Here is a 23,844-nt window from a genome sequence, read left to right as displayed (position 1 = left end):
TGGAGAGGAAATCGAGATTATCGGTATTCGTCCAACGTCTAAGACGACGGTTACAGGCGTTGAAATGTTCCGCAAGCTTTTAGATCAAGGTCAAGCGGGTGATAATATAGGAGCTCTGCTTCGTGGTGTTGACCGTGAAGGGATTGAGCGTGGTCAAGTGTTGGCGAAGCCAGGATCTGTTACGCCTCATACACGTTTTAAAGCAGAAGCTTACATTTTGACAAAAGATGAAGGTGGACGTCATACACCATTTTTCACGAATTATCGTCCTCAGTTTTACTTCCGTACGACGGATGTTACAGGTATTGTTACGCTTCCAGAAGGAACGGAAATGGTTATGCCAGGTGACAATGTTGCGATGGATGTTTCGTTGATCGTTCCGATAGCGATGGAAGAGAAGCTTCGTTTTGCTATTCGTGAAGGTGGTCGTACTGTTGGTGCCGGTATCGTCTCTAAGATCATTGAATAAATAATGCTTGTTGAGTGCTTTGATTATTGAAGGCACTTTGTATAACAGGGAAATAAAGAGCATGAACAGTCAGAATATTCGCATTCGCTTGAAAGCGTTTGATCATAGAATTCTTGATACGTCGACGCGTGAGATCGTATCGACTGCTAAACGTACCGGTGCAAATGTCCGTGGTCCCATTCCGCTTCCGACGCGGATTGAGAAGTTTACGGTCAATCGTGGACCGCATATCGATAAGAAAAGTCGTGAGCAGTTTGAGATGCGAACACATAAGCGTCTTCTTGACATTGTTGATCCAACGCCGCAAACAGTGGATGCGCTTATGAAGCTCGATCTTTCTGCTGGTGTGGATGTAGAAATTAAGCTCTGAGGTTTGAGGACAGAAGGAACAGACCCGATGCGTTCAGGTGTAATAGCACAGAAGCTGGGCATGGCCCGTATTTATAATGATGCTGGTGAGCATGTGCCGGTGACGGTACTTCGTTTGGAGAATTGTCAAGTCGTTGCTCAGCGTACAGTTGAAAAGAATGGTTATACTGCTGTTCAATTAGGTGTAGGCTTTGCTAAGGTTAAGAATACTTCACAAGCTCTTCGTGGACATTTTGCTAAGGCTTCTGTTGAGCCTAAAGCCAAAATAGCAGAGTTTCGTGTGAGTCCCGACAATCTTCTTGATGTTGGTACTGAGATTACAGTGGAACATTTTGTTCCAGGACAAAGAGTTGATGTGACTGGTACCAGTATTGGTAAGGGGTTTGCTGGTGTTATGAAACGACATAACTTTGGTGGACATCGTGCTTCTCATGGTAATTCGATTACACATCGTGCTCATGGTTCTACAGGGCAGTGCCAAGATCCTGGTAAAGTTTTTAAAGGTAAAAAAATGGCTGGCCATATGGGGCAAGTGCGTGTAACAACACAGAATATTGAAGTTATTTCCACTGATAGTGAGCGTGGTTTAATTTTAGTGCGTGGTGCTGTTTCTGGTTCTAAAGGTTCTTGGATTTTGATACGGGATGCTGTGAAGAAGCGTCTTCCTGATAATGCTCCAAAGCCTGCTGGTATTCGCCGTCTTGTGAAGGAGAAAGCGGAAATGGTTACTCCGGTGACGGAAACCTCTGAGGTTGAGGGAGCCTAATAATGGATCTTGTAATTAAAACTCTTGATGGTAATGAAGCTGGCAAATTAAAGGTTTCTGAAGCTATTTTTGATCTTGTTCCGCGTGAGGATATTTTGCAACGTGTTGTTCGTTGGCAGCTTGCACGTCGTCAGCAGGGAAGTCATCAATCCCAAGGTCGTTCTGATGTGTCGCGAACAGGGGCAAAAATGTTTAAACAGAAAGGAACTGGGCGTGCTCGACATTCATCTGCACGTGCACCGCAGTTTAGGGGTGGGGGTAAGGCACATGGACCGGTGGTTCGTAGCCATGCGCATGATCTTCCTAAAAAGATTCGTGCTCTTGGGTTACGTCTTGCTTTATCTGCAAAATTAAAAGCAAAAGATTTAATTATTGTGGATGAGTTGACTGTTAAGGATGCTAAAACGAAAATGCTTGTTTCTCATTTTTCTAAGCTTGGATTTAATAACGCTCTCTTGATTGATGGTAAAGAGATTGATATTAACTTTCTTCGTGCAGCCTCTAATATCCCTAATATTGACATTTTGCCTATTCAGGGAATTAATGTTTATGATATTTTGCGTCGCAGCAAACTTGTTTTATCAAAAGCAGCTGTTGAGGCTCTTGAGGAGCGTTTTAAATGACAGATCTTCGCCATTATGATATAATTATTAGTCCAGTTATTACTGAAAAGGCGACTATGATTTCTGAATATAATCAAGTTGCTTTTAATGTCGCGCCGAAAGCGACGAAGCCTGAGATTAAGGCTGCTATTGAAGCGCTTTTTAGCGTAAAAGTTAAAGCAGTTAACACGATAGTCCGTAAGGGTAAAGTGAAGCGTTTCAAAGGTATAGTTGGTCGGCAGAGTGATGTCAAAAAAGCGATCGTAACTCTGGCCAGTGGTCAGACTATCGACGTTTCGACAGGTCTTTAAGAGGCTCGGAGATAGGAATAATGGCACTTAAGCAGTTTAATCCAACGACACCTGGGCAGCGTCAGCTTGTTATTGTGGAACGTTCTTGTCTTTATAAGGGAAAACCTGTAAAGATGTTAACTGAAGGTTTGTCTTCAAAGGGTGGACGTAATAATCGCGGTCGTGTTACTGCTCGTTTTCAGGGTGGTGGACATAAACGTAGTTATCGGTTTGTCGACTTTAAGCGTCTTAAACGTGATGTTTCAGCAAAGGTTGAGCGTTTAGAATACGATCCTAATCGTACCGCTTTTATTGCTTTAATCCGCTATGAGGATGGGCAATTGAGTTATATTCTTGCACCACAGCGTCTTGGTGTTGGTGATTCTGTTATGGCTGGTTTAAATGTGGATGTTAAACCAGGTAATGCTATGCCTCTTGCTAATATGCCTGTAGGTACAATTATTCATAATGTTGAGATGAAGCCAGGGAAAGGCGGACAGATTGCACGTTCAGCAGGTGCTTATGCGCAGTTGGTTGGACGAGATCATGGTATGGCTATTCTTCGTTTAAATTCTGGTGAGCAGCGTTTGGTTCCGAGTAGCTGTTTTGCAACTGTTGGCGCTGTTTCAAATCCTGATCATGGGAATATTAATGATGGTAAGGCGGGGCGGTCACGTTGGCGTGGTAAACGTCCACATGTTCGTGGTGTTGCTATGAACCCCGTTGATCATCCACACGGTGGTGGTGAAGGTCGTACATCGGGGGGGCGCCATCCAGTTTCTCCCTGGGGTAAACCTACGAAAGGTAAGCGTACGCGCTCCAATAAAGCCACTGATAAATTTATTATGCGTACGCGTCATCAACGCAAGAAATGAGAAAGGTAGTCTGAGGTGGTTCGTTCAGTGTGGAAAGGTCCGTTTGTTGACGGCTATCTTCTTGGTAAAGCAGAGAAGGTACGTGCAAGTGGGCGCAACGAAGTTATAAAAATATGGAGTCGTCGCTCTACTATTTTACCGCAATTTGTTGGTTTAACTTTTGGTGTTTACAACGGTAATAAGCATATTCCTGTTTCTGTTTCTGAAGAGATGGTTGGGCATAAGTTTGGTGAGTTCGCTCCTACCCGGACTTATTATGGTCATGGTGCCGATAAGAAAGCGAAGAGGAAGTAGGAATGGGAAAAGCTAAAGTTTCGCGCCAGCTTAAAGATAATGAAGCAAGAGCTGTCACGCGGACAATTCGTGTTAGTCCGCAGAAGCTTAATTTAGTTGCTGCAATGATTCGTGGTAAAAGAGTTAATGTAGCGCTCGCTGATTTGATGTTTTCACGCAAGCGAATTGCTGCTACTGTGAAAAAAACGCTTGAATCAGCAATTGCAAATGCAGAAAATAACCACGATCTTGATATTGATTCGCTTGTTGTGGCGGAAGCTTATGTTGGTAAGTCGATAGTGATGAAGCGCTTTCATGTTCGTGGTCGAGGGCGTGCTAGTAGAATTGAACGTCCATTTTCGCATCTTACTGTTATTGTTCGTGAAGTTACCGAAAAAGTGGAGGCCGCGTAATGGGGCAGAAGATCAATCCAATAGGACTTCGTCTTGGTGTTAATCGGACTTGGGACTCTCGTTGGTATGCTGATAGTGGTGAATATGGGCGCCTTCTTCACGAAGATTTGAAAATTCGTTCATATGTGCTTGAGGAACTTAAACAGGCGGCTATTTCTAAGGTTGTTATTGAGCGTCCTCATAAAAAGTGTCGTATTACAATTCATTCTGCACGTCCTGGTTTGATTATTGGTAAAAAGGGTGCTGATATCGAAAAGCTTCGTCGTAAACTCTCAGAAATGACGGATGCTGAAACTTCATTGAATATTGTGGAGATTCGTAAACCGGAGATTGATGCGACAATTATTGCGCAATCAATTGCTCAACAGTTAGAGCGTCGTGTTGCTTTTCGTCGTGCAATGAAGCGTGCTGTTCAGTCTGCTATGCGTCTTGGTGCGGAAGGTATTCGTATCAATTGTTCTGGCCGTCTTGGTGGTGCTGAAATTGCTCGTATGGAATGGTATCGTGAAGGTCGTGTTCCACTTCATACCTTGCGTTCTGATGTTGATTACGGTACAGCAGAAGCTAAGACCGCTTATGGTATTTGTGGTATTAAAGTTTGGGTCTTTAAGGGTGAGATTCTTGAGCATGATCCGATGGCTTCAGAACGTCGTGCTACGGAAGCTGATCAATCTGGTTCTTCATCGAATCGTCGCCGCGAAAATGCTTAGTTTTTGAGATTGAACTAAAATTTGGAGTAGAGAACAATGTTGCAGCCAAAGCGCACAAAGTTCCGTAAACAGTTCAAAGGCCGTATTCACGGTTTTGCGAAGGGTGGTACGGATTTGAATTTCGGTGCCTACGGTTTGAAGGCTGTTGAGCCGGAGCGGGTTACTGCTCGTCAAATTGAAGCGGCGCGTCGTGCGATTACACGTTATATGAAGCGTTCTGGTCGTGTGTGGATTCGCATTTTTCCAGATCTTCCGGTTACATCTAAACCGACTGAAGTTCGTATGGGTAAAGGTAAGGGAAGTGTTGATTATTGGGCTGCACGTGTTGCTCCTGGGCGCGTCATGTTTGAGCTTGATGGAGTTCCGGAGGATGTTGCACGTGAAGCACTAAGATTGGGTGCTGCAAAGTTGCCTATAAAAACGCGTTTCATCCAGCGTATTGCTGAATAATGAGGTTATAAGCGATGAGAGCCACAGAATTACGGGCGCAAACGCTCGACCAAATGAAAGATGAATTGGCTAAGTTAAAGAAAGAGCAATTTAATTTGCGTTTTCAAAAAGCAACAGGTCAATTAGAAAAGACTGCGCGCGTTAGACAAGTTCGTCGTGATATTGCGCGTATTAAAACTTTTCTTCGTCAAAAGATAAGTGAAAGTAAGGTTTAAGGAAATAAGAGATGCCTAAACGCGTTTTGCAGGGTGTTGTTATTAGCGACAAAAGTGATAAGACTGTTGTTGTCAAAGTTGAACGCCGTTATTCTCATCCGCTTCTTAAGAAGACTGTTCGGCAGTCTAAAAATTATAAAGCGCATGACGAAAACAACCAATTCAAGATTGGGGATCAAGTTTCTATTCAGGAATCTAGACCAATTTCGAAAGATAAATGTTGGATTGTTGTAAAAGACAATGTAGCGTAATGAGTTAAGCTTATTGTTTTAGAATTTAACAGTGTGGTTATCATTGATAAATTTGAAGGCGATAACTTTATCGTTATTTGGCAGGCAAATCCGAGTGTGTAAAAGATTCAATCGGATATATGTGTTAAGAGAAGGTGGCCAGTCATGATTCAGATGCAAACAAACCTCGACGTTGCTGATAATTCTGGAGCGCGTCGTGTCATGTGCATCAAAGTGTTAGGCGGTTCAAAGCGGAAATATGCTTCGGTCGGTGACATTATTGTTGTTTCGGTTAAGGATGCAATTCCTCGTGGCCGTGTTAAAAAAGGTGATGTTATGAAAGCTGTTGTGGTTCGTACTGCTAAGGATATTCGTCGCGCAGATGGTAGTGTCATTCGTTTTGATAGTAATGCTGCGGTTTTAGTAGATAATAAAAAAGAGCCGATCGGTACTCGTATCTTTGGACCTGTTCCCCGTGAATTGCGTGGTAGGAATCATATGAAGATCATCTCGCTTGCTCCTGAAGTTCTGTAAGGAGTAAATGTTATGCAGAAGATTCGAAAAGGTGATAAAGTTGTTGTTTTGTCCGGTAAGGATAAAGGATGTAGTGGTGAAGTAATTAAGGTTAGTCCAAAAGAGAATAAGGCTTTTGTTCGTGGGATTAATATGATTAAACGTCATCAACGTCAAACGCAGAAGCAAGAAGCTGGAATTATTTCTAAAGAAGCTCCGATTCATCTGTCTAATTTGGCGATTGCTGATCCTAAAGATGGTAAGCCTACACGTGTAGGCTTTCGTATGAATGCAGATGGTAATAAAGTTCGTTTTGCCAAGCGTTCGGGAGAGTTGATTAATGGCTGAGGAAAGACAAATACCGCGTATGAAAGCGCATTATTTTGAAGTGATTCGTAAAGTGCTTCAAGAGAAGTTTAATTACAGAAATGCGATGCAAATTCCGCGGATTGATAAAGTTGTAATAAATATGGGGATAGGTGAAGCAACTGCTGATTCGAAGAAGCCTTCCCTTGCCGCTGAGGATTTAGGGCTAATAACGGGTCAGAAGGCTGTTGTTACGCGTGCGCGTAATTCTATTGCGACCTTTAAGGTTCGTGAAGGAATGCCTCTTGGGGCTAAAGTTACATTGCGTAAAGATCGTATGTTTGAGTTTTTAGATCGTCTTGTGACGATTGCTCTTCCGCGGGTTCGTGACTTTCGTGGTTTAAATCCAAAGAGTTTTGATGGTCGTGGCAATTTTGCTATGGGTATTAAAGAACACATTGTGTTTCCAGAAATCAACTATGATAAAGTTGATCAAATTTGGGGCATGGATATTATCGTTTGTACGACAGCAAAAACGGATGATGAAGCTCGTGAGTTATTGCGTGCTTTTAATTTTCCTTTTCGTTCGTAACGGCAAACGTAGTGAGGTGAAATTATGGCCAAAGTAAGTGCCGTTGAAAAAAATAAGCGTCGTGAGGTGATGGTAAAGTGCTATGCTGCCCGTCGTGCACGTTTGAAAGCAATAGTTATGGATCAGAAGGTTTCTCTTGAGGAACGTTTTAAAGCTTCTGTTCAGTTGGCAGAGTTGCCGCGTAATTCTTCGAAAGTTCGTATTCGTAATCGCTGTGAGGTTTCAGGTCGTCCGCGGGCTTATTATCGTAAATTAAAAATGTCGCGAATTGCGTTGCGTGAGCTTGGCTCTATTGGCTATATTCCTGGTATTGTAAAGTCTAGTTGGTAAGAGGAGATTATTTAATGTCTATGTCAGATCCTCTTGGTGATATGTTAACACGTATTCGTAATGCACTTGGTCGTAAAAAAGGTAAAGTAGTTACTCCAGATTCGAAGCTTCGTGCGCACGTTCTTGATGTTCTTCAGTCGGAGGGTTATATTCGCGGATATAATCGAATTGATTTAGGTGATGGGAAAGCTGAGATTGAAATCGAATTGAAGTATTTTGAAGGGCTGGCTGCTATTCGTGAGATTTCACGTGTATCAAAGCCAGGGCGTCGTGTGTATGTTTCTGCTAAGTCACTTCCTCAGGTGGCAAATGGCCTTGGTATTTCGATTTTATCGACTCCTAAAGGTGTCATGGCAGATCATAAGGCGCGTGAACAGAATGTTGGTGGAGAACTCCTTTGTCGTGTTTTCTAAGTTATGTCAAGAAAACGGAAGAAAAAGTAGGTTAGAACAATGTCTCGTATTGGAAAGAAACCCATTTCAATTCCTTCTGGAGTTACTGCTACTGTTGAAGGTCAGCTGGTTAAGGCAAAAGGTCCAAAAGGTGAGCTGAGTTACGTCGTCAATGATGAAGTCTTAGTCAAACTTGAGGAAAATATCATATCAGTTATGCCGCGGGATCAGTCAAAAGATGCGCGTTCTAAATGGGGTATGTCGCGCTCAATGATTGAGAACATTTTTTGTGGTGTGAAAGATGGTTTTGAAAAGAGGTTGGAGATTAATGGGGTTGGTTATCGTGCTGCTTTGCAGGGTAAGGATGTTCAACTATCTCTGGGCTTTTCGCATGATGTGGTTTATAAAGTTCCGTCGGGTGTTACTGTGACTGTTCCTAAGCCAACGGAAATTGTTGTTTCTGGAATTGATAAACAGCAAGTTGGACAAGTTGCAGCGGAGATTCGTGAGTATCGTAGGCCTGAGCCTTATAAAGGTAAAGGTGTTAAGCATGCAGATGAACGTATCTTCCGTAAAGAAGGTAAAAAGAAATAAGGATTTTGTATTATGGTTTCATCTAAGGACATTATCCAACGTCGTGCAAGGCGTGTTCGTCGTAGAATTAAAATGGTTTCTCATGATCGTCCTCGGCTTAGTGTTTATCGTTCAAATCAGAACATTTATGCTCAAGTTATCGATGATTTGCGGGGATGTACACTTGTTTCAGCCTCTACTCTTGAAAGTGATTTGAAAAAATCGTTAAAGAGTGGTGCTGATAAAAAGGCGGCCTTTGCTGTTGGTAAGTTAATTGCTGAGCGTGCGAAGAAAGCGGGTGTTAATGAGGTGGTTTTTGATCGTGGAGCGTATGTGTACCATGGTCGCGTCAAAGCTTTAGCTGAAGCTGCTCGTGAAGGTGGTTTGAATTTCTAAAATTTCTTATTTATGAATGAGTAAGGAGAGTTTAGAGTATTTCGTTTAAGTTCTTCCAGTTTGATGAGGGACTTTGTTATCGTGCTTCCGGAAAAGAAAAAGGAATGAGGAATGGCACAAAAAGAACGTGGTGAGAGAGAAGAACGCGATAATGAATTTGTCGATAGGCTCGTTCATATCAATCGTGTTGCTAAAGTTGTAAAGGGTGGTCGGCGTTTTGGTTTTGCTGCTCTTGTTGTCGTTGGAGATCAAAAAGGGCGTGTGGGTTTTGGACATGGTAAAGCCCGTGAAGTTCCAGAAGCCGTTCGTAAAGCAACGGAATCTGCGAAACGTGGGATGATTTATGTTCCGCTTCGGTCTGGGCGTACATTGCATCATGATCTTGAAGGTCGTCACGGAGCTGGGCGTGTTTTGCTACGTTCGGCTTCTGCTGGTACTGGTATTATTGCTGGGGGACCGATGCGTGCTATTTTTGAAGCTCTTGGTATGCAGGATGTCGTTGCAAAATCACTAGGGTCGTCGAATCCTTATAACATGGTTCGTGCAACATTTGATGCATTGAAACATCAAATGCATCCTAGAGATATTGCTGCTCAACGTGGTATAAAGTATTCGACTTTGCAGGCGCGTCGTCGCCATTTAGTCGACCTAGAAGGGTAGTTTCTGAGATTATCAGAAAAGGAATTAGGAAATGGTTCAGAAAAAATCTCAGAGTGGTAAAACTGTGACGGTGGAACAAATTGGAAGCCCTATTCGAAACTCACAGATTCAGCGTGCAACCTTAAAGGGGCTTGGACTAAATAAAATGCGTCGTCGGCGCGTTTTAGATGATACACTTTGTGTGCGGGGTATGATTGCTCGGGTTCGGCATCTTGTTCGCGTTATAGATGAAGGTTAAGGGTTGCGGGAGTATTAGATATGAAACTCAATGAACTGCGTGATTGCGAAGGCGCAACAAAAAATCGTAAGCGTGTTGGGCGTGGTATTGGTTCCGGTACGGGTAAGACTGGTGGACGTGGTGTAAAAGGGCAAAAGTCACGTTCTGGTGTTTCCCTTAATGGTTTTGAAGGTGGGCAAATGCCTATCTATCGTCGTTTGCCAAAACGTGGATTTAGGAATTTCTTTGCTAAAACCTACAATGAAGTTTCACTGGGACGTATTCAGTTGGCAGTTGATGCAGGTAAGTTGAATATTGAAAAGCCTGTTGATATGGTTTCTTTGAAAGAGGCTGGTATTATTCGTCGTGAAAAAGATGGGGTTCGTCTTCTTTCTGATGGTGATTTGAAGGCTAAGATTACCTTTCATGTTTCTGGTGCTTCACAAGCTGCTCGTGTTAAGATTGAAAAAGTGGGTGGCCAGGTTATTCTTCCTGATATTGCTCGATAATTTTTTGATATGAATAGAGACCTAAAGAAGAATAATATCTGTTTTGTGGGATCTTTTGTGGAGAATTGTTTAAGTTCTGCATTTGTTTGTGTATGCATATATGAATTTTAGGATTATACTTCTGTGATTTGAAGAACTGGAGTGTAAAGTGGAGACGTTTTATGGCATCAGCAGCAGAGCAATTTGCTTCCAATATAAATTTCGGCACCTTTTCGCGTGCAACTGAATTAAAGAAACGCATCTGGTTTACTCTGTTGGCGCTTCTTGTATATCGTTTTGGCACTTACATCTCTCTTCCAGGTATCAATATCGATGCTTTGCGGCAAACATTTGAACATCACGCGTCGGGTGTATTAGGACTCTTTAATATGTTTGCTGGAGGTGCCGTTGGGCGTATGGCTATTTTTGCGCTGGGTATCATGCCTTATATATCGGCATCTATTATTGTGCAATTGTTAACATCTATTATTCCTTCTTTGGAAACTCTTAAAAAAGAAGGGGATTTAGGTCGTAAGATTATCAATCAATATACGCGTTATGTAACAGTCGTATTGGCAATTCTACAAGCTTTTGGTATTGCGGTTGCGCTTGAAAGCGGTATAGGGTCGGGGCTTCAAATTGTTTTAGAACCAGGTCTTATGTTTCGTATTTCTTCTGTTATTACGCTTGTTGGCGGAACGATGTTTCTTATGTGGCTTGGCGAGCAAATTACGTCACGTGGTATTGGTAATGGGGTTTCTCTTATCATTTTTACAGGGATTGTAGCCAACTTTCCTTCTACTTTTGCTCAGCTTTTGACAGCTCATAGTCAGGCTGATTTATCAACTTTTCTTTTAATAGGAATCGTTCTTATTGCTGTTTTGGTTATTGGGCTTATTGTTTTTATAGAGCGTGCGCAACGGCGAATTCTTATCCAATACCCGAAACGTCAGGTCGGTAATCAAATGTTTCAAGGAGATATGTCGCATCTTCCTTTAAAGTTGAATACTGCTGGTGTTATTCCACCTATTTTTGCTTCATCTTTATTATTATTACCTGCCACTATTAATAATTTTTCTGATAAAATGCCACAATGGGTTCAGGAGATTTCTTATGCTCTTGGTCATGGACAGCCACTTTATATGATTGTTTATGCATTTTTAATGGCGTTTTTTTGCTTTTTTTATACAGCTATTGTGTTTAATCCAAGTGATACTGCAGATCAGTTGAAAAAACATTCTGGTTTTATTCCAGGGATTCGTCCAGGTGAGCGTACAGCTGAATATATTGATTACGTTTTGACGCGTATTACTGTTGTGGGCGCTATTTATATTATCTTGGTTTGTTTGTTACCTGAATTTATGATATCTGCATTACAGGTTCCTTTTTATCTTGGGGGAACATCCTTGTTGATTGTTGTTACTGTTACACTTGATACGGTTGCTCAAATTCAGGGGCATCTTGTTGCCCACCAATATGAAGGGTTGATAAAAAAATCAAAACTTCGTGGAGGTAGAAGGAATTGATGAGAGTTATTCTTTTAGGTCCTCCTGGAGCGGGAAAAGGGACGCAAGCAAAAATGTTGACTGAGGAATATAACATTCCTCATTTATCAACAGGGGATATGTTGCGTGAGGTGATTGCCAAAGAAACGGAGATTGGTAAAAAAGCTAAAGCTATTATAAGTTCTGGTGCTTTGGTACCTGATAGTATTGTTAATCAAATCGTATCAGATCGGATTGATGAAGCTGATTGTGTAAACGGTTTTGTTTTGGATGGATATCCGCGAACTGTGGGGCAAGCAGAAGCGTTGCAACAGATACTGGATTCAAAAAATATGCGGCTTAATGCTGTTATTGAATTGTGTGTTGATGAAGACGTGTTGATTGAACGTATGAAGAAGCGCGTTGAGGAAACAATAGCGACTGGTGGACAGGTTCGTTTAGATGACAATCCTGTTGCTTTTGCAAAAAGATTAGTAGAATATCGTGAAAAAACAGCTCCCTTATCAAAATTTTATTCAGAGAGGGGAATGTTGAAGGTTATTGATGGAATGATTGGTGTTTCTGAAGTGACACGTATGATTAGAGGTTTTTTTTCATGAGATTTTTTTTTTAGAAATAAATGAAAAGAGTTGACTTTTGAGATGAAATCTATCAGAAGTGAATTTAATTTATTTTAGTGAAATAATAGGATTCGGAAGAATTTTTTTCTGAGTCTATTTTTTTCTGTAAGGTATATCAGGTATTTTATAACAATTTGTCAAAATAACTAAGGAGAGTAGGCGTGGCTCGTATTGCTGGCGTCAATATCCCGACAAATAAGCGTGTAATTATTGCGCTTCAATATATCCACGGGATTGGACCAAAATTTGCTCAAGAAATTATTGAAAGAGTTGGCATTCCTTTGGGGCGTCGTGTGCATGAGCTTTCAGATGCTGAGGTGCTGCAGATTCGTGAGGCAATAGATCAGGGGTATCAAGTTGAAGGTGATCTTCGTCGTGAGGTTGCTATGAATGTTAAGCGTTTGATGGATCTTGGTTGTTATCGAGGATTGCGTCATCGCCGGTCTTTGCCTGTCCGAGGACAGCGTACACATACGAATGCCCGTACACGTAAAGGTCCGGCTAAGGCAATCGCCGGTAAGAAGAAATAAGGGCCTTTGTGGAAGGTTTTTTATATATTCTTTTTCTTGTTTGATTTTTTTGACAAGGAAAAAAGGTGGAGCTGCTGATGTTACGGCAGTGATGAGATCGTTGAAAGGGAAATTATGGCCAAGGAAGCCACACGTGTTCGTCGTCGCGAACGTAAAAATATTTCATCGGGTGTTGTGCATATTAATTCAACATTTAATAACACAATGATTACTATTACTGATGCTCAGGGTAATGCAATTGCTTGGTCATCTGCGGGAGCTCAGGGGTTTAAAGGTGCGCGTAAATCGACACCTTTTGCTGCTCAAGTTGCTGCGGAGGATTGTGCAAGAAAAGCGCAAGAGCATGGTATGCGTTCTTTGGAAGTTGAAGTTTGTGGACCTGGATCAGGGCGTGAATCTGCTTTACGTGCATTGCAATCTGTTGGTTTTGTCATTACTTCTATTCGCGATGTAACACCAATTCCTCATAATGGATGTCGTCCGCGGAAAAGGCGGCGTGTTTAATTGGGTGTTGTTTTTTGTTGTCGGAGATTTCTCTGATGTTCACATTGGTCGTTACGATTGAATGGTAACGGAACTAAAGAACGGGAATAAAAATATGATCCAGAAAAACTGGCAGGAACTTATTAAACCCAATAAGGTTGAATCATGTGCACATGATAATCCAAATATTATAAGTGTGATTGCTGAACCTCTTGAGCGTGGTTTTGGTTTAACGTTAGGAAATGCGCTTCGTCGCGTTTTGTTATCTTCGCTTCGTGGTGCTGCTATTACTGCTGTGCAGATTGACGGTGTCTTGCATGAATTTTCATCGATTCCAGGTGTGCGTGAGGATGTTACGGATATTATTCTGAATATAAAAGAAATTGCGCTTCGTATGGAAGAAGAAGGGCCTAAACGTGTCGTCGTTTATAAAGAGGGGCCTGGTGTCGTGAAAGCGGGAGATATCAGTACAGTTGGGGATATGGAAATTCTAAATCCAGATCATGTTATTTGTACTCTTGATGAAGAAGCTGAAATTCGTATGGAATTTATTGTCAACACAGGAAAGGGGTATGTTCCATCTGATCGTAATTGTGTTGATGATGCACGTATAGGGCTTATTCCAATTGATAGTCTTTATTCACCTATCCGTAAGGTATCTTATAAAGTAGAAAATACACGCGAAGGTCAAGTTCTCGATTATGATAAATTAACGCTCACGATTGAAACAAACGGTGCTGTTAATGGTGAGGATGCTGTTGCTTTTGCAGCACGCATTCTTCAGGATCAATTATCGTTATTTATTAACTTTGAAGAGCCACAGAAGGAGCCTGTTGAAGAGGCTGATTCTGAGCTTTCTTTTAATCCTGCTCTTCTCAAAAAAGTGGATGAATTAGAACTTTCAGTTCGTTCGGCAAATTGTCTTAAGAATGATAATATTGTCTATATTGGTGATCTGATTCAGAAAACAGAATCTGAAATGCTTCGGACACCGAACTTTGGTCGCAAGTCGTTGAATGAGATTAAAGAAGTTTTGGCGTGTATGGGTTTACATCTTGGGATGGAGATTCCTGCGTGGCCGCCTGAAAACATTGATGATCTTGCAAAACGTTATGAAGATCAATATTAAAATTAGAATTTAAGGAGAGGGCTTATGCGCCATAGTAAGTCAGGACGCAAGTTGAACCGTACTGCCAGTCACCGTAAAGCGATGTTTGCAAATATGGCAACTTCGTTGATCGAGCATGAGCAGATTGTGACAACACTACCAAAGGCTAAGGAAATTCGTCCTATTGTTGAAAAACTCGTTACTCTTGGTAAGCGTGGTGGTTTGCATGCGCGTCGGCAAGCTATTGCAGCACTTCGTGATGCAGGAAAGGTTGCAAAATTATTTGATACGCTTGCGCCACGTTATGCATCACGCAACGGTGGGTATTTGCGTATTATGAAAGCGGGGTTTCGTACCGGTGATAATGCGCCCATGGCTGTTATAGAATTTGTTGATCGTGATGTTGAAGCGAAGGGTGCTGGGGATCGTGCTCGCATGGAAGCTTCTGAGAATGAAAAGGGAACATCTTCGTAGAGTTTTTTATTCTGTTGGATTTTTAAAGGCCGCCTTGTCTTGGGCGGTTTTTTTGTGAGCATTTTTAAGTTTGTTTTAGTTGAGAAATAGGTGCAGAGAGAAAATTATAGAATATTGAATTATCTTATTTTTATAATATTTATTGTTCAAATAGGTTGTTTTTATTCTCTATTATGAAATATTAATAGAGGTCCTTAATTTGCGGGGATACGTTTTTTTATTCTATTAATCTTCAACAGAATGTGCTGATTTTATAAGGAGTGGATTATGAGGTATTCTTTTTGGGTGCGGATTTTTTTTGCAATTATGATGCAGATATCATTTGATCATGTATATGCTCATGTTCCTCAAACACAAACAGAAATCACCCTTTCATTTGCTCCTTTAGTTAAAAAGACAGTTCCATCTGTTGTAAATATTTATGCAGCTCGACAAATTAGAGCTCGATCACCTTTTGAAGGCGATCCATTTTTTGAGCAATTTTTTGGTCGTTTTCAAAATAAATTTCCTGTTCGTAAGCAATCGTCATTAGGATCAGGGGTGATTGTTGATGCACGTGGTTTGATCGTTACAAATTACCACGTCATTAAAGATGCAAGCGAAATTAAAGTGGCTTTTTCTGATGGACGGGAGTTTGAGAGTAAGGTCGTGCTCAAAGATGAAGCAACTGATATTGCAATTCTTGAAGTTAAGGAAAAAGATGCTCAATTTCCGGCTCTTTCTTTGGGAAATTCTGATACTGTTGAAGTTGGTGATCTTGTTCTTGCTATTGGTAATCCCTTTGGTGTTGGTCAAACAGTTACAAGTGGTATTGTTTCAGCGCAAGCGCGTACACGTGTTGGGATTTCTGATTTTGACTTTTTTATTCAAACAGACGCAGCCATTAATCCAGGGAATTCTGGTGGCGCTTTAATTGATATGAAAGGTCAGTTAATCGGAATTAATACGGCTATCTATTCGCGTTCCGGTGGTTCTGTAGGGATTGGTTTTGCTATTCCAGTTAATCTTGTAAAAGTGATGCTTGATACTGTTAAACGCGGTGGAAAATATTTTGTGCCGCCTTATATTGGGGCTTCTTTTCAAAATGTTACAGCTGATATTGCTGGTGGTTTAGGTTTAGAACGTCCCTATGGTGCTCTTATTGTTGAAGTTATCAAAGATAGTCCTGCTGAAAAAGCTGGATTGAAAGTAGGTGATGTTATTTTGAGTGTGCAGGGGGTACGCGTTGACAGTCCAGATAGTCTTGGTTATCGTTTGATGACAGCTGACGTTGAGCATAGTCTTGCCTTGGAATATTTACGAAGTGGAAAAACTTTAAAAACACAAATAACAGTTTCATCAATATCAGAAACTGCATTTTTAAAATCTGAAAAAATTACGGGTGACAGTCCTCTTGCTGGTGCTGAGGTGTTAGATTTAACACCGCAAAATAGTCGACGTTTTCATCTTCCTATATCTGCAAAAGGGGTTGTGATTACCAATCTTGAGGAAATGAGCAATGCAGCTGGAATTTTTCAGTCAGGAGATATTCTACGTGTTGTAAATGGCCATAAAATTCAAACAGTTCATCAGTTGAAAAAGGTTCTTATGCAAGGTCGCTCAAATATGTGGCAATTGGAATATGAACGTGATGGTATGTATATTCGCCAATTTATTCGTTGAGGTTTTTTTTTTGAAGAAAGATTTTTTTACTTCGTCGTTTGATTTTCAAGTTAATAAAAATCAGCCACTTGCAGAAAGAATGCGCCCTTGTTCTCTCAATGATGTTGTGGGACAAAAGCATTTGATTGGAGAGGATGGTTTGCTTTCACGTATGGCGGCAACAGGCTCAATTGGATCGATGATTTTTTGGGGACCTCCAGGGACGGGAAAAACGACCGTTGCACGTTTGTTAGCCCTTGAAACAAATTTCGCGTTTGAACAGGTTTCTGCTATTTTTACAGGAGTTTCTGAACTTAAAAAGATTTTTGAAGTTGCGCAGAGGCGTTTTATATCTGGGGATAAAACACTTCTCTTTGTTGATGAAATTCATCGGTTTAATCGTGCACAGCAGGATAGTTTTCTTTCTGTGATGGAAGAGGGTACTGTGGTACTTATAGGTGCAACAACCGAAAATCCTTCTTTTGAACTGAATGCTGCCCTTCTTTCGCGTGCACGTGTTTTAACATTTCTTTCTCATGATCATGAAAGTTTGGACATGCTTTTGAGGCGTGCTGAAGAAGTGGAGGGAAAAACTCTTCCCTTGGATAATGATGCCAGAGACGTTTTGATAGAGATGTCTGATGGTGATGCGCGGGTTGCGTTAACATTGGCAGAGGAAGTTTGGTCTATTGCGCCATTGGGAGAGATTCTTGATGTTGTTGCTTTGCAAAAAGTTATTCAGCGTCGTGCGCCTATTTATGATAAAGGACGAGATGGGCATTATAATCTCATTTCAGCGTTGCATAAATCCGTTCGTGGATCTGATCCTGATGCTGCGCTTTATTATTTGGCACGTATGTTGGATGCTGGTGAAGATCCTCTCTATATTGGGCGAAGATTGGTTCGTATGGCCGTTGAAGATATTGGTTTGGCGGATCCTCAAGCTCTTGTCATTTGTAATGCAGCAAAAGATGCCTATGATTATTTAGGATCACCAGAAGGAGAGTTGGCCTTGGCGCAAGCATGTCTTTATGTTGCAACTGCGCCAAAGTCAAATGCAGCATATCTTGCGTATAAAGCAGCACTGCGTTGTGCACGCAAAAATGGCTCTTTACCACCTCCTAAGCATATTCTTAATGCTCCTACGAAATTTATGAAGGAAGAAGGGTATGGAAGTGGTTATTGTTATGACCATGATGAACCAGATGCTTTTTCAGGACAAGAATATTTTCCCGAAAAACTTGGACGTCAGAGTTATTATAAACCAGTTGAGCGTGGTTTTGAGCGTGAAATTGTGAAACGTCTTGAGTGGTGGCAACAGTTGCGCAAAAAACGTAAAGATCAAAATAAAATTTGAGTTGAAATACGTTTTTTATTGATCTCTTATGTTATTGTATGAGAAATTTAGCTTATATTTTAAACAATTTATTGCATTGCTTGTAGAGATTTTTTTGATATCTTCAAAAGTGCATATTTTTTCAAATTTAAATATATCATTCAACTTTTAAGCTGCTTTATTTTTTTTGGTTTTATTAAATAATATATTGACTTATAATGATAATTAACTGTTTCGTAAGTTGAATGAAAGTTTCAAATACCGTAAATTTCTCTCATCCCAAGTCTGTTATTTGTTGAAGCAATCAAGTTATTCGCTTGCATGTTACAAGCAGGATTAGCGTGTGATAAAAACTGTACAAGAAAGGACTAAAAATCCCTCCTATGAATTGTCTCAAGTGCCGAGAGCTGTTGCAATATTGGAGGATGATAAATAGTGTGATGGTGCCGGCTTGCTCCTTCTATAGAGTAAAGATGGTGGTGCCTAAAGGGTTTTGCAGTATACCACATTCATAGGTGTTGTCACAAAATGAGCTTGGAAGTTTTGAGAGATGTTTCTTAAATCAAGTGCATGAATATGCAACACAATAGCGTTTTGTTCTTCGATGCAATAGGGTATGAGGTTGATTGATGATGCGTTTTTTGTGTGATCAATAGCGGGAGAATTCTTAGTCTCTCAAGTATTTAATCAAAGGGATAAGCAGAAGGGTTGTAGAACATTGTGTTTAAAATTAAATTGTTCCTTTTCTAGAGAGATATAAATATGTTAACTATGCTCCCATAGAGATATTACTTTATTGGAGTTTATTATGTGTCATAAGATAAGCAATGCCAATTCTTTATTGTGATGGTCATGAATGTTTATGGACATAATGTGGAGATAGGAATGGAAATAGTCTGTGAAACTCTAAACTCAAGCCTTTAGTTAAATTAAAAGTACAGTATACACTAAAGTTTTAGGTTATTATGAATTTGGTCAAGGATATAATCGTGGATAAAACAAAAGCTCTCGATGCTGCTCTCTCACAAATTGAACGTTCTTTTGGTAAAGGCTCGATTATGCGTCTTGGGCAAAAAGAGCAGGTTGTTGAAATTGAAACAATTCCAACAGGGTCGTTATCCTTGGATATTGCTTTAGGGATTGGTGGATTACCGAAGGGGCGTATTGTTGAGATTTATGGACCAGAAAGTTCTGGGAAAACAACATTGGCTCTCCATGCTATTGCTGAGGCACAGAAAGGTGGTGGGATTTGTGCTTTTATTGATGCAGAGCATGCGCTTGATCCTATTTATGCGCGTAAGCTTGGTGTTGATTTAGAAAACTTGTTCATTTCTCAGCCAGATACCGGTGAACAGGCATTGGAAATTACAGAAACGTTGGTTCGTTCTGGTGCCGTTGATGTGCTTGTTGTGGATTCTGTCGCAGCTTTAACACCGCGAGCAGAAATTGACGGTGAAATGGGTGATGCTTTGCCCGGATTGCAAGCTCGGTTAATGAGTAAAGCGTTACGAAAATTAACCGCAGCAATTTTTCGCTCTAACTGTATGGTTGTTTTTATTAATCAAATTCGCATGAAAATTGGTGTGATGTTTGGTTCTCCTGAAACGACAACGGGTGGAAACGCTTTAAAGTTTTATGCTTCTGTTCGTTTAGATATTCGTCGCATTGGATCCATTAAAGATAGGGATTCAATCGTTGGTAATCAGACGCGCGTTAAAGTGGTGAAAAATAAATTGGCACCTCCATTCAAACAGGTTGAGTTTGATATTATTTATGGTGAAGGTATTTCCAAAGTAGGTGAATTGATTGATTTGGGTGTCAAGGTTGGTGTTGTTGAAAAATCTGGTGCATGGTTTTCTTATAATTCTCAGCGTTTAGGGCAGGGGCGTGAGAATGCAAAGCAGTTTTTACGTGAACATGTGGAAATAGCTACAGAGATTGAAGCAGCTTTGCGCCAAAATGCTGGTTTGATTGCGATTGAATTGTTAGAAAATGCAGGGTCAGAAAATATAGAAAGTGATGAAGCCATTTGATGGGGGGGGTCGTCTATAATTTTTTTTCTTTAAGATTTTTCTGTTTTTTTGTTTGAGTTTTTAAATACGCAGTCATTTTTTTCTCAATTTTTTAAAACAAATATTCCATTTTTGATTAAATTGACTCCATGCGTGGCGAAGAGGATTTAATGAGGGGGGATTTTTCTTTTATGGTTTTGTGCTGTATTGAGCAGGTGTCAACATGAATAGTGTTAATAATATTCGGTCAACATTTTTGGATTATTTTCATCGTAATGGGCATAAAGTTCTTTCTTCTAGTCCGCTTGTTCCGCGGAATGATCCTACACTTATGTTTACAAATGCAGGGATGGTGCAGTTTAAAAATGTTTTTACTGGACTTGAACAACCTTCTTATACGCAGGCAACAACGGCACAAAAATGTGTTCGTGCAGGTGGAAAGCATAATGATCTTGATAATGTTGGTTATACGGCGCGCCATCATACATTTTTTGAAATGCTGGGTAATTTTTCTTTCGGTGATTATTTCAAAGAAGAAGCTATTTTTTTATCATGGAATCTTTTAACAAAGGAATTTTGCCTGCCAAAAGATAAATTGTTGGTGACAGTTTATCAGAGTGATGATGTTGCTGCTGAACTGTGGCGTAAAATTTCAGGTCTTCCAGATGAAAAAATTGTTCGTATTGCGACGGCTGATAATTTTTGGTCGATGGGAGAAACAGGCCCTTGTGGTCCTTGTTCGGAGATTTTTTATGATCATGGTGATGAAATATGGGGCGGTCCTCCTGGAAGTGCTAATGAAGATGGGGATCGCTTTATTGAGATTTGGAATCTTGTTTTTATGCAGTATGAGCAAGTTTCCAAGGAAGAACGTGTTAACTTACCTCACCCTTCTATTGATACCGGTATGGGATTAGAGCGTATTGCTGCTGTTTTACAGGGCGTTCATGATAATTATGATATTGATCTTTTTCGTGCATTAATTGCTGCATCAGAAGAAATTACAGGGATTGAGGCAAAGGGTGATTTTATTGCCAGCCATCGTGTCATTGCTGATCATCTTCGCTCATCTGCATTTTTGATTGCTGATGGTGTGCTTCCTTCTAATGAAGGAAGAGGATATGTTTTACGTCGTATTATGCGTCGTGCTATGCGTCATGCGCATCTTCTTGGTGCTAAAGAGCCCTTAATGTGGCGACTTTTACCTGCTTTAATTCGCGAAATGGGACAAGCTTATCCTGAGTTGACACGTGCTGAATCTTTGATTTCAGAAACTTTAAGGTTAGAAGAAATACGTTTTCGTAAAACGCTTGAACGAGGACTTGGTTTGTTGAACGAAGCAAGTACCGATCTTAAAGAAGGGGACTATTTGAATGGTGAAGTTGCTTTCAAGCTCTATGATACCTATGGTTTTCCGCTTGATTTGACGCAAGATGTTCTTCGTCGTCGCGGAATATCTGTTGACGTTGGTGCTTTTGATAAAGCGATGGAACGCCAAAAAGAGGAGGCACGTGCCAATTGGTCTGGTTCTGGAGAAGCTGGAACAGAGAAAATCTGGTTTTCTGTTCGTGATCAAGTGGGGGCCACAGAGTTTTTAGGTTATGAAACTGAGACAGCGAAAGGTATTCTTACAGCTCTTGTATGTGATGGTAAAATTGTTGATCATATTTCTTCAGATCAGAAAGCTATGCTTGTTGTTAATCAGACACCTTTTTATGGTGAATCTGGTGGGCAAATTGGTGATAGCGGTATCATTTCTGGTGAAAATTTTATTTTTAAGGTGCATGATACCCAAAGAAAGGGTGATGGTGTTTTTATCCATATTGGGGAGGTGAAATCTGGTCAGGCATCGAGGTCTGATTGTGTAGAATTAACGGTTGATATTGTTCGTCGTAAGAAAATTCGTGCGAATCACTCTGCTACTCATTTGTTACACGAAGCTTTACGCCAAACATTGGGGGACCATGTTACACAAAAGGGTTCTCTTGTATCGCCAGATCGGTTGCGTTTTGATTTTTCCCATCCAAAATCCGTTTCACCAAAAGAGTTGAAAAAAATAGAAGATTTAGCCAATGAGATTATTTTGCAAAATAGTAAAGTAATAACGCGCCTCATGGCTGTAGATGAGGCCATTTCTGAAGGAGCCATGGCATTGTTTGGTGAAAAATATGGTGATGAAGTTCGCGTTGTTTCTATGGGGGAGCCACTTGAACAGGAAAGATTAAAAAAGCGTTGGTCAATTGAGCTTTGTGGAGGGACACATGTGGAGCGAACAGGTGATATTGGTTTAATTCATATTGTTTCTGAAAGTTCTGTTTCAGCTGGAGTGCGGCGTATTGAAGCTTTAACAGGCAAAGAAGCACGTCTTTATCTTAGCCGCCAAGATGAACGTATTCATGAAATCGCTGATCTTTTAAAAACTTCTTCTGCTGGTGTGGAAGAACGGGTGCGAATTTTGCTTGATGATCGTCGTAAACTTGAAAAAGAATTGAATGATGTACGCAAGAAAATGATGTTGAGTGGTGGAGTAACAGAAAGGAGCCAAGGTGATATTACCATCATCAATGGGCTTTCTTTTACCGGACGCGTTGTTAAAAATATTTTACCACGGGATCTTAAGGCGCTCGTCGATTCTGAGAAAAAACAAATTGGATCTGGAGTGGTTGCTTTTATTAGTGTCTCGGAGGATGGAAAAGGGAGTGCTGTTGTCGGTGTTACGGATGATTTAACGGATAAATTAAATGCTGTAGATCTCGTTCGTATTCTTTCAGCGATGCTTGGTGGTAAAGGTGGAGGTGGCCGTCCTGATATGGCGCAGGCTGGTGGTCCTGAGGGGAACAAAGCTGATGAGGCATTTGCGGCACTAAAAGATTTTCTTGAAAAAAATTAAAGAATGAAATCATTCTGCATAGGTATTTTTCACATTGTTATATTTGGTTGGCATCTATGTATCATGAATATCTGTCTGGTGTATTTCTGAAATGCAGATACAGCGTAATTGGGGAAAATACAATTGTAAAGATAAAGACAGTGTTTGTCTTTATCACCACTTTATCATTTGGCTTTATAGCTTCCAAGCGTTTCAGGAGTCACCTTTTTAAGATAAGATAGATTATGCAGCACTTCATGCTTTACTGTGTATTCTTTTACTAGGAAGACTAGTTATTGTGTTGCTCTTATAGATTTTTTGAAGAAACATCTCTTTTTATGAAAGGAAAAATACAAGATTTATTGCATACGATTATCCTTATAAAGTTATAAGCTATCATTATTCGATTAGTTATTCAAATGAATAAAATTTCTTTCCTTGAAAAGGCTTATAAAAGAGTTGTTGTATCTTAGAGCTATTATTTTCATTTTGCTTGTTATGTACAAGAAAACAGTTTTTTGGTTTATTATTAAAAGGTCTTGAAAGGAATATTCTCCTATCTTTATAAATCTTTATTTTAAGTTATAAAGTAATGAATTATCAATATAAATCAAAGGAATATAACATAAATCTAAATATTTAGATTAACATCTAATTTATTTATGATAAAATTTCTTTAATATATTGAATTATAATGATAATTTATCGTTTTATCTTTTGAATAAGAGCTACGAATATTCGTAGGGTTTTATTATTTCAAATTCTGTGTATGTTAAATTAATCAAAACCACTCACGAATGTCGTTGTGAAATGGGCTTAAGAGCATTGAAAAATGTTTCTTAAAAAAGTCATATGAATGTGCAAAACAATGATGTTCTGTTCTTTATGAGAGGACTATAAAGAAAGTGATAAACAAAAGTGCAACGCAATACATAATATTCATTATTTAAAAGATATTACTTTAGTTCGTTTTGAAATTCGTAAAGCTGAGTTAAAAGAAGACGGTAAAACTGGAAATTGTTTTTACCTTTACATCTTTACATTTTCCCTAAATGAGAATGTATACTCGTCAATATGCACAGATATAGGAAAATATTTTTGTTCTAATCTAGTAAAATTGCAATAGCAGAGAAAATA

32 protein-coding genes are annotated in these 23,844 nt (G+C 40.1%); all 32 read left to right on the top strand.

Annotated elements, in window-relative coordinates; genetic code table 11:
• Positions 1-469, top strand: a 469-nt coding sequence (locus ACFIMS_RS09760) for an EF-Tu/IF-2/RF-3 family GTPase (RefSeq protein ID WP_375629610.1), incomplete at its 5' end; no start/stop codon positions are given.
• A 61-nt stretch (positions 470-530) separates the two neighbouring features.
• Positions 531-839, top strand: coding sequence for a 30S ribosomal protein S10 (gene rpsJ / locus ACFIMS_RS09755; protein WP_005773267.1), 309 nt, complete (start codon positions 531-533; stop codon positions 837-839).
• Between the two features lie 27 nt (positions 840-866).
• Positions 867-1,604, top strand: coding sequence for a 50S ribosomal protein L3 (rplC, locus tag ACFIMS_RS09750; RefSeq protein WP_375696698.1), 738 nt, complete (start codon positions 867-869; stop codon positions 1,602-1,604).
• A gap of 2 nt (positions 1,605-1,606) precedes the next feature.
• A complete protein-coding gene (gene rplD, locus ACFIMS_RS09745) occupies positions 1,607-2,227 on the top strand; it encodes a 50S ribosomal protein L4 (protein WP_375650443.1) in 621 nt (206 codons plus the stop codon).
• A complete protein-coding gene (locus ACFIMS_RS09740) occupies positions 2,224-2,517 on the top strand; it encodes a 50S ribosomal protein L23 (protein ID WP_273723987.1) in 294 nt (97 codons plus the stop codon). The genes rplD and ACFIMS_RS09740 overlap by 4 nt, the downstream gene beginning before the upstream one ends.
• A 20-nt stretch (positions 2,518-2,537) precedes the next feature.
• Positions 2,538-3,371, top strand: a complete 834-nt coding sequence (rplB, locus tag ACFIMS_RS09735) for a 50S ribosomal protein L2 (RefSeq protein WP_375611474.1) — start codon at positions 2,538-2,540, stop codon at positions 3,369-3,371.
• Between the two features lie 15 nt (positions 3,372-3,386).
• Positions 3,387-3,665 carry a 30S ribosomal protein S19 gene (gene rpsS / locus ACFIMS_RS09730; protein ID WP_004855734.1) on the top strand — a complete coding sequence of 93 codons (279 nt, stop codon included), beginning with the start codon at positions 3,387-3,389 and terminating at the stop codon, positions 3,663-3,665.
• Between the two features lie 2 nt (positions 3,666-3,667).
• Entirely contained in the window at positions 3,668-4,057 is a 390-nt protein-coding gene (rplV, locus tag ACFIMS_RS09725; RefSeq protein WP_273791407.1) for a 50S ribosomal protein L22, read from the top strand.
• Positions 4,057-4,767 carry a 30S ribosomal protein S3 gene (rpsC, locus tag ACFIMS_RS09720; protein ID WP_273791408.1) on the top strand — a complete coding sequence of 237 codons (711 nt, stop codon included), beginning with the start codon at positions 4,057-4,059 and terminating at the stop codon, positions 4,765-4,767. Before rplV ends, rpsC begins: the two co-directional genes overlap by 1 nt.
• Positions 4,768-4,803: 36 nt before the next feature.
• Positions 4,804-5,217: a 50S ribosomal protein L16 gene (gene rplP / locus ACFIMS_RS09715; protein ID WP_375611475.1), complete on the top strand. Its 414-nt coding sequence runs from the start codon at positions 4,804-4,806 to the stop codon at positions 5,215-5,217.
• Positions 5,218-5,231: 14 nt separating this feature from the next.
• A complete protein-coding gene (rpmC, locus tag ACFIMS_RS09710) occupies positions 5,232-5,432 on the top strand; it encodes a 50S ribosomal protein L29 (RefSeq protein WP_375606714.1) in 201 nt (66 codons plus the stop codon).
• Between the two features lie 11 nt (positions 5,433-5,443).
• Positions 5,444-5,683, top strand: coding sequence for a 30S ribosomal protein S17 (gene rpsQ, locus ACFIMS_RS09705; protein ID WP_012231991.1), 240 nt, complete (start codon positions 5,444-5,446; stop codon positions 5,681-5,683).
• A 144-nt stretch (positions 5,684-5,827) separates the two neighbouring features.
• Positions 5,828-6,196 (top strand): 50S ribosomal protein L14, encoded by a 369-nt coding sequence (gene rplN / locus ACFIMS_RS09700; protein ID WP_004855715.1) that lies wholly within the window; start codon positions 5,828-5,830, stop codon positions 6,194-6,196.
• A gap of 12 nt (positions 6,197-6,208) precedes the next feature.
• Positions 6,209-6,523 (top strand): 50S ribosomal protein L24, encoded by a 315-nt coding sequence (gene rplX, locus ACFIMS_RS09695; RefSeq protein ID WP_015856579.1) that lies wholly within the window; start codon positions 6,209-6,211, stop codon positions 6,521-6,523.
• Positions 6,516-7,073, top strand: coding sequence for a 50S ribosomal protein L5 (rplE, locus tag ACFIMS_RS09690; protein ID WP_375611477.1), 558 nt, complete (start codon positions 6,516-6,518; stop codon positions 7,071-7,073). Before rplX ends, rplE begins: the two co-directional genes overlap by 8 nt.
• 24 nt (positions 7,074-7,097) lie before the next feature.
• Complete coding sequence (gene rpsN, locus ACFIMS_RS09685; protein ID WP_375663660.1) at positions 7,098-7,403, top strand: 30S ribosomal protein S14; 306 nt, start codon at positions 7,098-7,100, stop codon at positions 7,401-7,403.
• A gap of 14 nt (positions 7,404-7,417) precedes the next feature.
• On the top strand, positions 7,418-7,816 hold the full coding sequence (gene rpsH / locus ACFIMS_RS09680) for a 30S ribosomal protein S8 (protein WP_375696697.1): 399 nt from the start codon (positions 7,418-7,420) through the stop codon (positions 7,814-7,816).
• A 39-nt stretch (positions 7,817-7,855) separates the two neighbouring features.
• Positions 7,856-8,389: a 50S ribosomal protein L6 gene (gene rplF / locus ACFIMS_RS09675; RefSeq protein ID WP_273791413.1), complete on the top strand. Its 534-nt coding sequence runs from the start codon at positions 7,856-7,858 to the stop codon at positions 8,387-8,389.
• A gap of 12 nt (positions 8,390-8,401) precedes the next feature.
• Complete coding sequence (gene rplR / locus ACFIMS_RS09670; RefSeq protein WP_273791414.1) at positions 8,402-8,764, top strand: 50S ribosomal protein L18; 363 nt, start codon at positions 8,402-8,404, stop codon at positions 8,762-8,764.
• A 111-nt stretch (positions 8,765-8,875) separates the two neighbouring features.
• The gene (gene rpsE / locus ACFIMS_RS09665) at positions 8,876-9,424 is read left to right on the top strand and encodes a 30S ribosomal protein S5 (protein ID WP_015856574.1); all 549 of its coding nucleotides are present in this window, start codon (positions 8,876-8,878) and stop codon (positions 9,422-9,424) included.
• Between the two features lie 31 nt (positions 9,425-9,455).
• Complete coding sequence (rpmD, locus tag ACFIMS_RS09660) at positions 9,456-9,662, top strand: 50S ribosomal protein L30 (RefSeq protein WP_375611481.1); 207 nt, start codon at positions 9,456-9,458, stop codon at positions 9,660-9,662.
• A 20-nt stretch (positions 9,663-9,682) separates the two neighbouring features.
• Positions 9,683-10,150, top strand: a complete 468-nt coding sequence (gene rplO, locus ACFIMS_RS09655; RefSeq protein WP_375613141.1) for a 50S ribosomal protein L15 — start codon at positions 9,683-9,685, stop codon at positions 10,148-10,150.
• Between the two features lie 161 nt (positions 10,151-10,311).
• Positions 10,312-11,655, top strand: a complete 1,344-nt coding sequence (secY, locus tag ACFIMS_RS09650) for a preprotein translocase subunit SecY (protein WP_375696696.1) — start codon at positions 10,312-10,314, stop codon at positions 11,653-11,655.
• Positions 11,655-12,233, top strand: a complete 579-nt coding sequence (locus tag ACFIMS_RS09645) for an adenylate kinase (RefSeq protein ID WP_375611484.1) — start codon at positions 11,655-11,657, stop codon at positions 12,231-12,233. The genes secY and ACFIMS_RS09645 overlap by 1 nt, the downstream gene beginning before the upstream one ends.
• Before the next feature lie 182 nt (positions 12,234-12,415).
• Entirely contained in the window at positions 12,416-12,784 is a 369-nt protein-coding gene (gene rpsM / locus ACFIMS_RS09640) for a 30S ribosomal protein S13 (RefSeq protein ID WP_026500557.1), read from the top strand.
• A gap of 114 nt (positions 12,785-12,898) precedes the next feature.
• Positions 12,899-13,288: a 30S ribosomal protein S11 gene (gene rpsK / locus ACFIMS_RS09635; RefSeq protein WP_007347762.1), complete on the top strand. Its 390-nt coding sequence runs from the start codon at positions 12,899-12,901 to the stop codon at positions 13,286-13,288.
• A 94-nt stretch (positions 13,289-13,382) separates the two neighbouring features.
• Positions 13,383-14,396: a DNA-directed RNA polymerase subunit alpha gene (locus tag ACFIMS_RS09630; protein ID WP_375611485.1), complete on the top strand. Its 1,014-nt coding sequence runs from the start codon at positions 13,383-13,385 to the stop codon at positions 14,394-14,396.
• 24 nt (positions 14,397-14,420) lie between these two features.
• Positions 14,421-14,849, top strand: coding sequence for a 50S ribosomal protein L17 (gene rplQ, locus ACFIMS_RS09625; RefSeq protein WP_273791421.1), 429 nt, complete (start codon positions 14,421-14,423; stop codon positions 14,847-14,849).
• 267 nt (positions 14,850-15,116) lie between these two features.
• Positions 15,117-16,511, top strand: a complete 1,395-nt coding sequence (locus ACFIMS_RS09620) for a DegQ family serine endoprotease (protein ID WP_375611486.1) — start codon at positions 15,117-15,119, stop codon at positions 16,509-16,511.
• Positions 16,512-16,521: 10 nt separating this feature from the next.
• Positions 16,522-17,847: a replication-associated recombination protein A gene (locus tag ACFIMS_RS09615; RefSeq protein ID WP_375613137.1), complete on the top strand. Its 1,326-nt coding sequence runs from the start codon at positions 16,522-16,524 to the stop codon at positions 17,845-17,847.
• 968 nt (positions 17,848-18,815) lie between these two features.
• Complete coding sequence (recA, locus tag ACFIMS_RS09610) at positions 18,816-19,859, top strand: recombinase RecA (RefSeq protein ID WP_273791424.1); 1,044 nt, start codon at positions 18,816-18,818, stop codon at positions 19,857-19,859.
• 202 nt (positions 19,860-20,061) lie between these two features.
• The gene (alaS, locus tag ACFIMS_RS09605) at positions 20,062-22,728 is read left to right on the top strand and encodes an alanine--tRNA ligase (protein ID WP_375681389.1); all 2,667 of its coding nucleotides are present in this window, start codon (positions 20,062-20,064) and stop codon (positions 22,726-22,728) included.
• The last annotated feature ends 1,116 nt before the right edge of the window (positions 22,729-23,844 follow it).

Source organism: Bartonella sp. AP331QHHD, from assembly GCF_042195905.1.
Lineage (GTDB): Bacteria > Pseudomonadota > Alphaproteobacteria > Rhizobiales > Rhizobiaceae > Bartonella.
The sequence above is the reverse complement of the archived record's forward strand: the minus strand, read 5'-3'. Positions and strand labels throughout refer to the sequence as shown.

Excerpts from the sequence above, each read along its gene's own strand:
- rpsC (WP_273791408.1), top strand. The coding sequence starts at position 4,057 with ATGGGGCAGAAGATCAATCCAATAGGACTTCGTCTTGGTGTTAATCGG.
- rplP (WP_375611475.1), top strand. The coding sequence starts at position 4,804 with ATGTTGCAGCCAAAGCGCACAAAGTTCCGTAAACAGTTCAAAGGCCGT.
- rpsJ (WP_005773267.1), top strand. The coding sequence starts at position 531 with ATGAACAGTCAGAATATTCGCATTCGCTTGAAAGCGTTTGATCATAGA.
- rpsK (WP_007347762.1), top strand. The coding sequence starts at position 12,899 with ATGGCCAAGGAAGCCACACGTGTTCGTCGTCGCGAACGTAAAAATATT.
- rpsH (WP_375696697.1), top strand. The coding sequence starts at position 7,418 with ATGTCTATGTCAGATCCTCTTGGTGATATGTTAACACGTATTCGTAAT.
- rpmD (WP_375611481.1), top strand. The coding sequence starts at position 9,456 with ATGGTTCAGAAAAAATCTCAGAGTGGTAAAACTGTGACGGTGGAACAA.
- rplN (WP_004855715.1), top strand. The coding sequence starts at position 5,828 with ATGATTCAGATGCAAACAAACCTCGACGTTGCTGATAATTCTGGAGCG.
- secY (WP_375696696.1), top strand. The coding sequence starts at position 10,312 with ATGGCATCAGCAGCAGAGCAATTTGCTTCCAATATAAATTTCGGCACC.
- alaS (WP_375681389.1), top strand. The coding sequence starts at position 20,062 with ATGAATAGTGTTAATAATATTCGGTCAACATTTTTGGATTATTTTCAT.
- ACFIMS_RS09740 (WP_273723987.1), top strand. The coding sequence starts at position 2,224 with ATGACAGATCTTCGCCATTATGATATAATTATTAGTCCAGTTATTACT.
- rplE (WP_375611477.1), top strand. The coding sequence starts at position 6,516 with ATGGCTGAGGAAAGACAAATACCGCGTATGAAAGCGCATTATTTTGAA.
- rplX (WP_015856579.1), top strand. The coding sequence starts at position 6,209 with ATGCAGAAGATTCGAAAAGGTGATAAAGTTGTTGTTTTGTCCGGTAAG.
- rplV (WP_273791407.1), top strand. The coding sequence starts at position 3,668 with ATGGGAAAAGCTAAAGTTTCGCGCCAGCTTAAAGATAATGAAGCAAGA.
- rplC (WP_375696698.1), top strand. The coding sequence starts at position 867 with ATGCGTTCAGGTGTAATAGCACAGAAGCTGGGCATGGCCCGTATTTAT.
- rplO (WP_375613141.1), top strand. The coding sequence starts at position 9,683 with ATGAAACTCAATGAACTGCGTGATTGCGAAGGCGCAACAAAAAATCGT.
- rplD (WP_375650443.1), top strand. The coding sequence starts at position 1,607 with ATGGATCTTGTAATTAAAACTCTTGATGGTAATGAAGCTGGCAAATTA.
- rpsQ (WP_012231991.1), top strand. The coding sequence starts at position 5,444 with ATGCCTAAACGCGTTTTGCAGGGTGTTGTTATTAGCGACAAAAGTGAT.
- rplB (WP_375611474.1), top strand. The coding sequence starts at position 2,538 with ATGGCACTTAAGCAGTTTAATCCAACGACACCTGGGCAGCGTCAGCTT.
- ACFIMS_RS09630 (WP_375611485.1), top strand. The coding sequence starts at position 13,383 with ATGATCCAGAAAAACTGGCAGGAACTTATTAAACCCAATAAGGTTGAA.
- rpsN (WP_375663660.1), top strand. The coding sequence starts at position 7,098 with ATGGCCAAAGTAAGTGCCGTTGAAAAAAATAAGCGTCGTGAGGTGATG.
- rplQ (WP_273791421.1), top strand. The coding sequence starts at position 14,421 with ATGCGCCATAGTAAGTCAGGACGCAAGTTGAACCGTACTGCCAGTCAC.
- ACFIMS_RS09620 (WP_375611486.1), top strand. The coding sequence starts at position 15,117 with ATGAGGTATTCTTTTTGGGTGCGGATTTTTTTTGCAATTATGATGCAG.
- ACFIMS_RS09645 (WP_375611484.1), top strand. The coding sequence starts at position 11,655 with ATGAGAGTTATTCTTTTAGGTCCTCCTGGAGCGGGAAAAGGGACGCAA.
- rplF (WP_273791413.1), top strand. The coding sequence starts at position 7,856 with ATGTCTCGTATTGGAAAGAAACCCATTTCAATTCCTTCTGGAGTTACT.
- rpmC (WP_375606714.1), top strand. The coding sequence starts at position 5,232 with ATGAGAGCCACAGAATTACGGGCGCAAACGCTCGACCAAATGAAAGAT.
- rplR (WP_273791414.1), top strand. The coding sequence starts at position 8,402 with ATGGTTTCATCTAAGGACATTATCCAACGTCGTGCAAGGCGTGTTCGT.
- rpsE (WP_015856574.1), top strand. The coding sequence starts at position 8,876 with ATGGCACAAAAAGAACGTGGTGAGAGAGAAGAACGCGATAATGAATTT.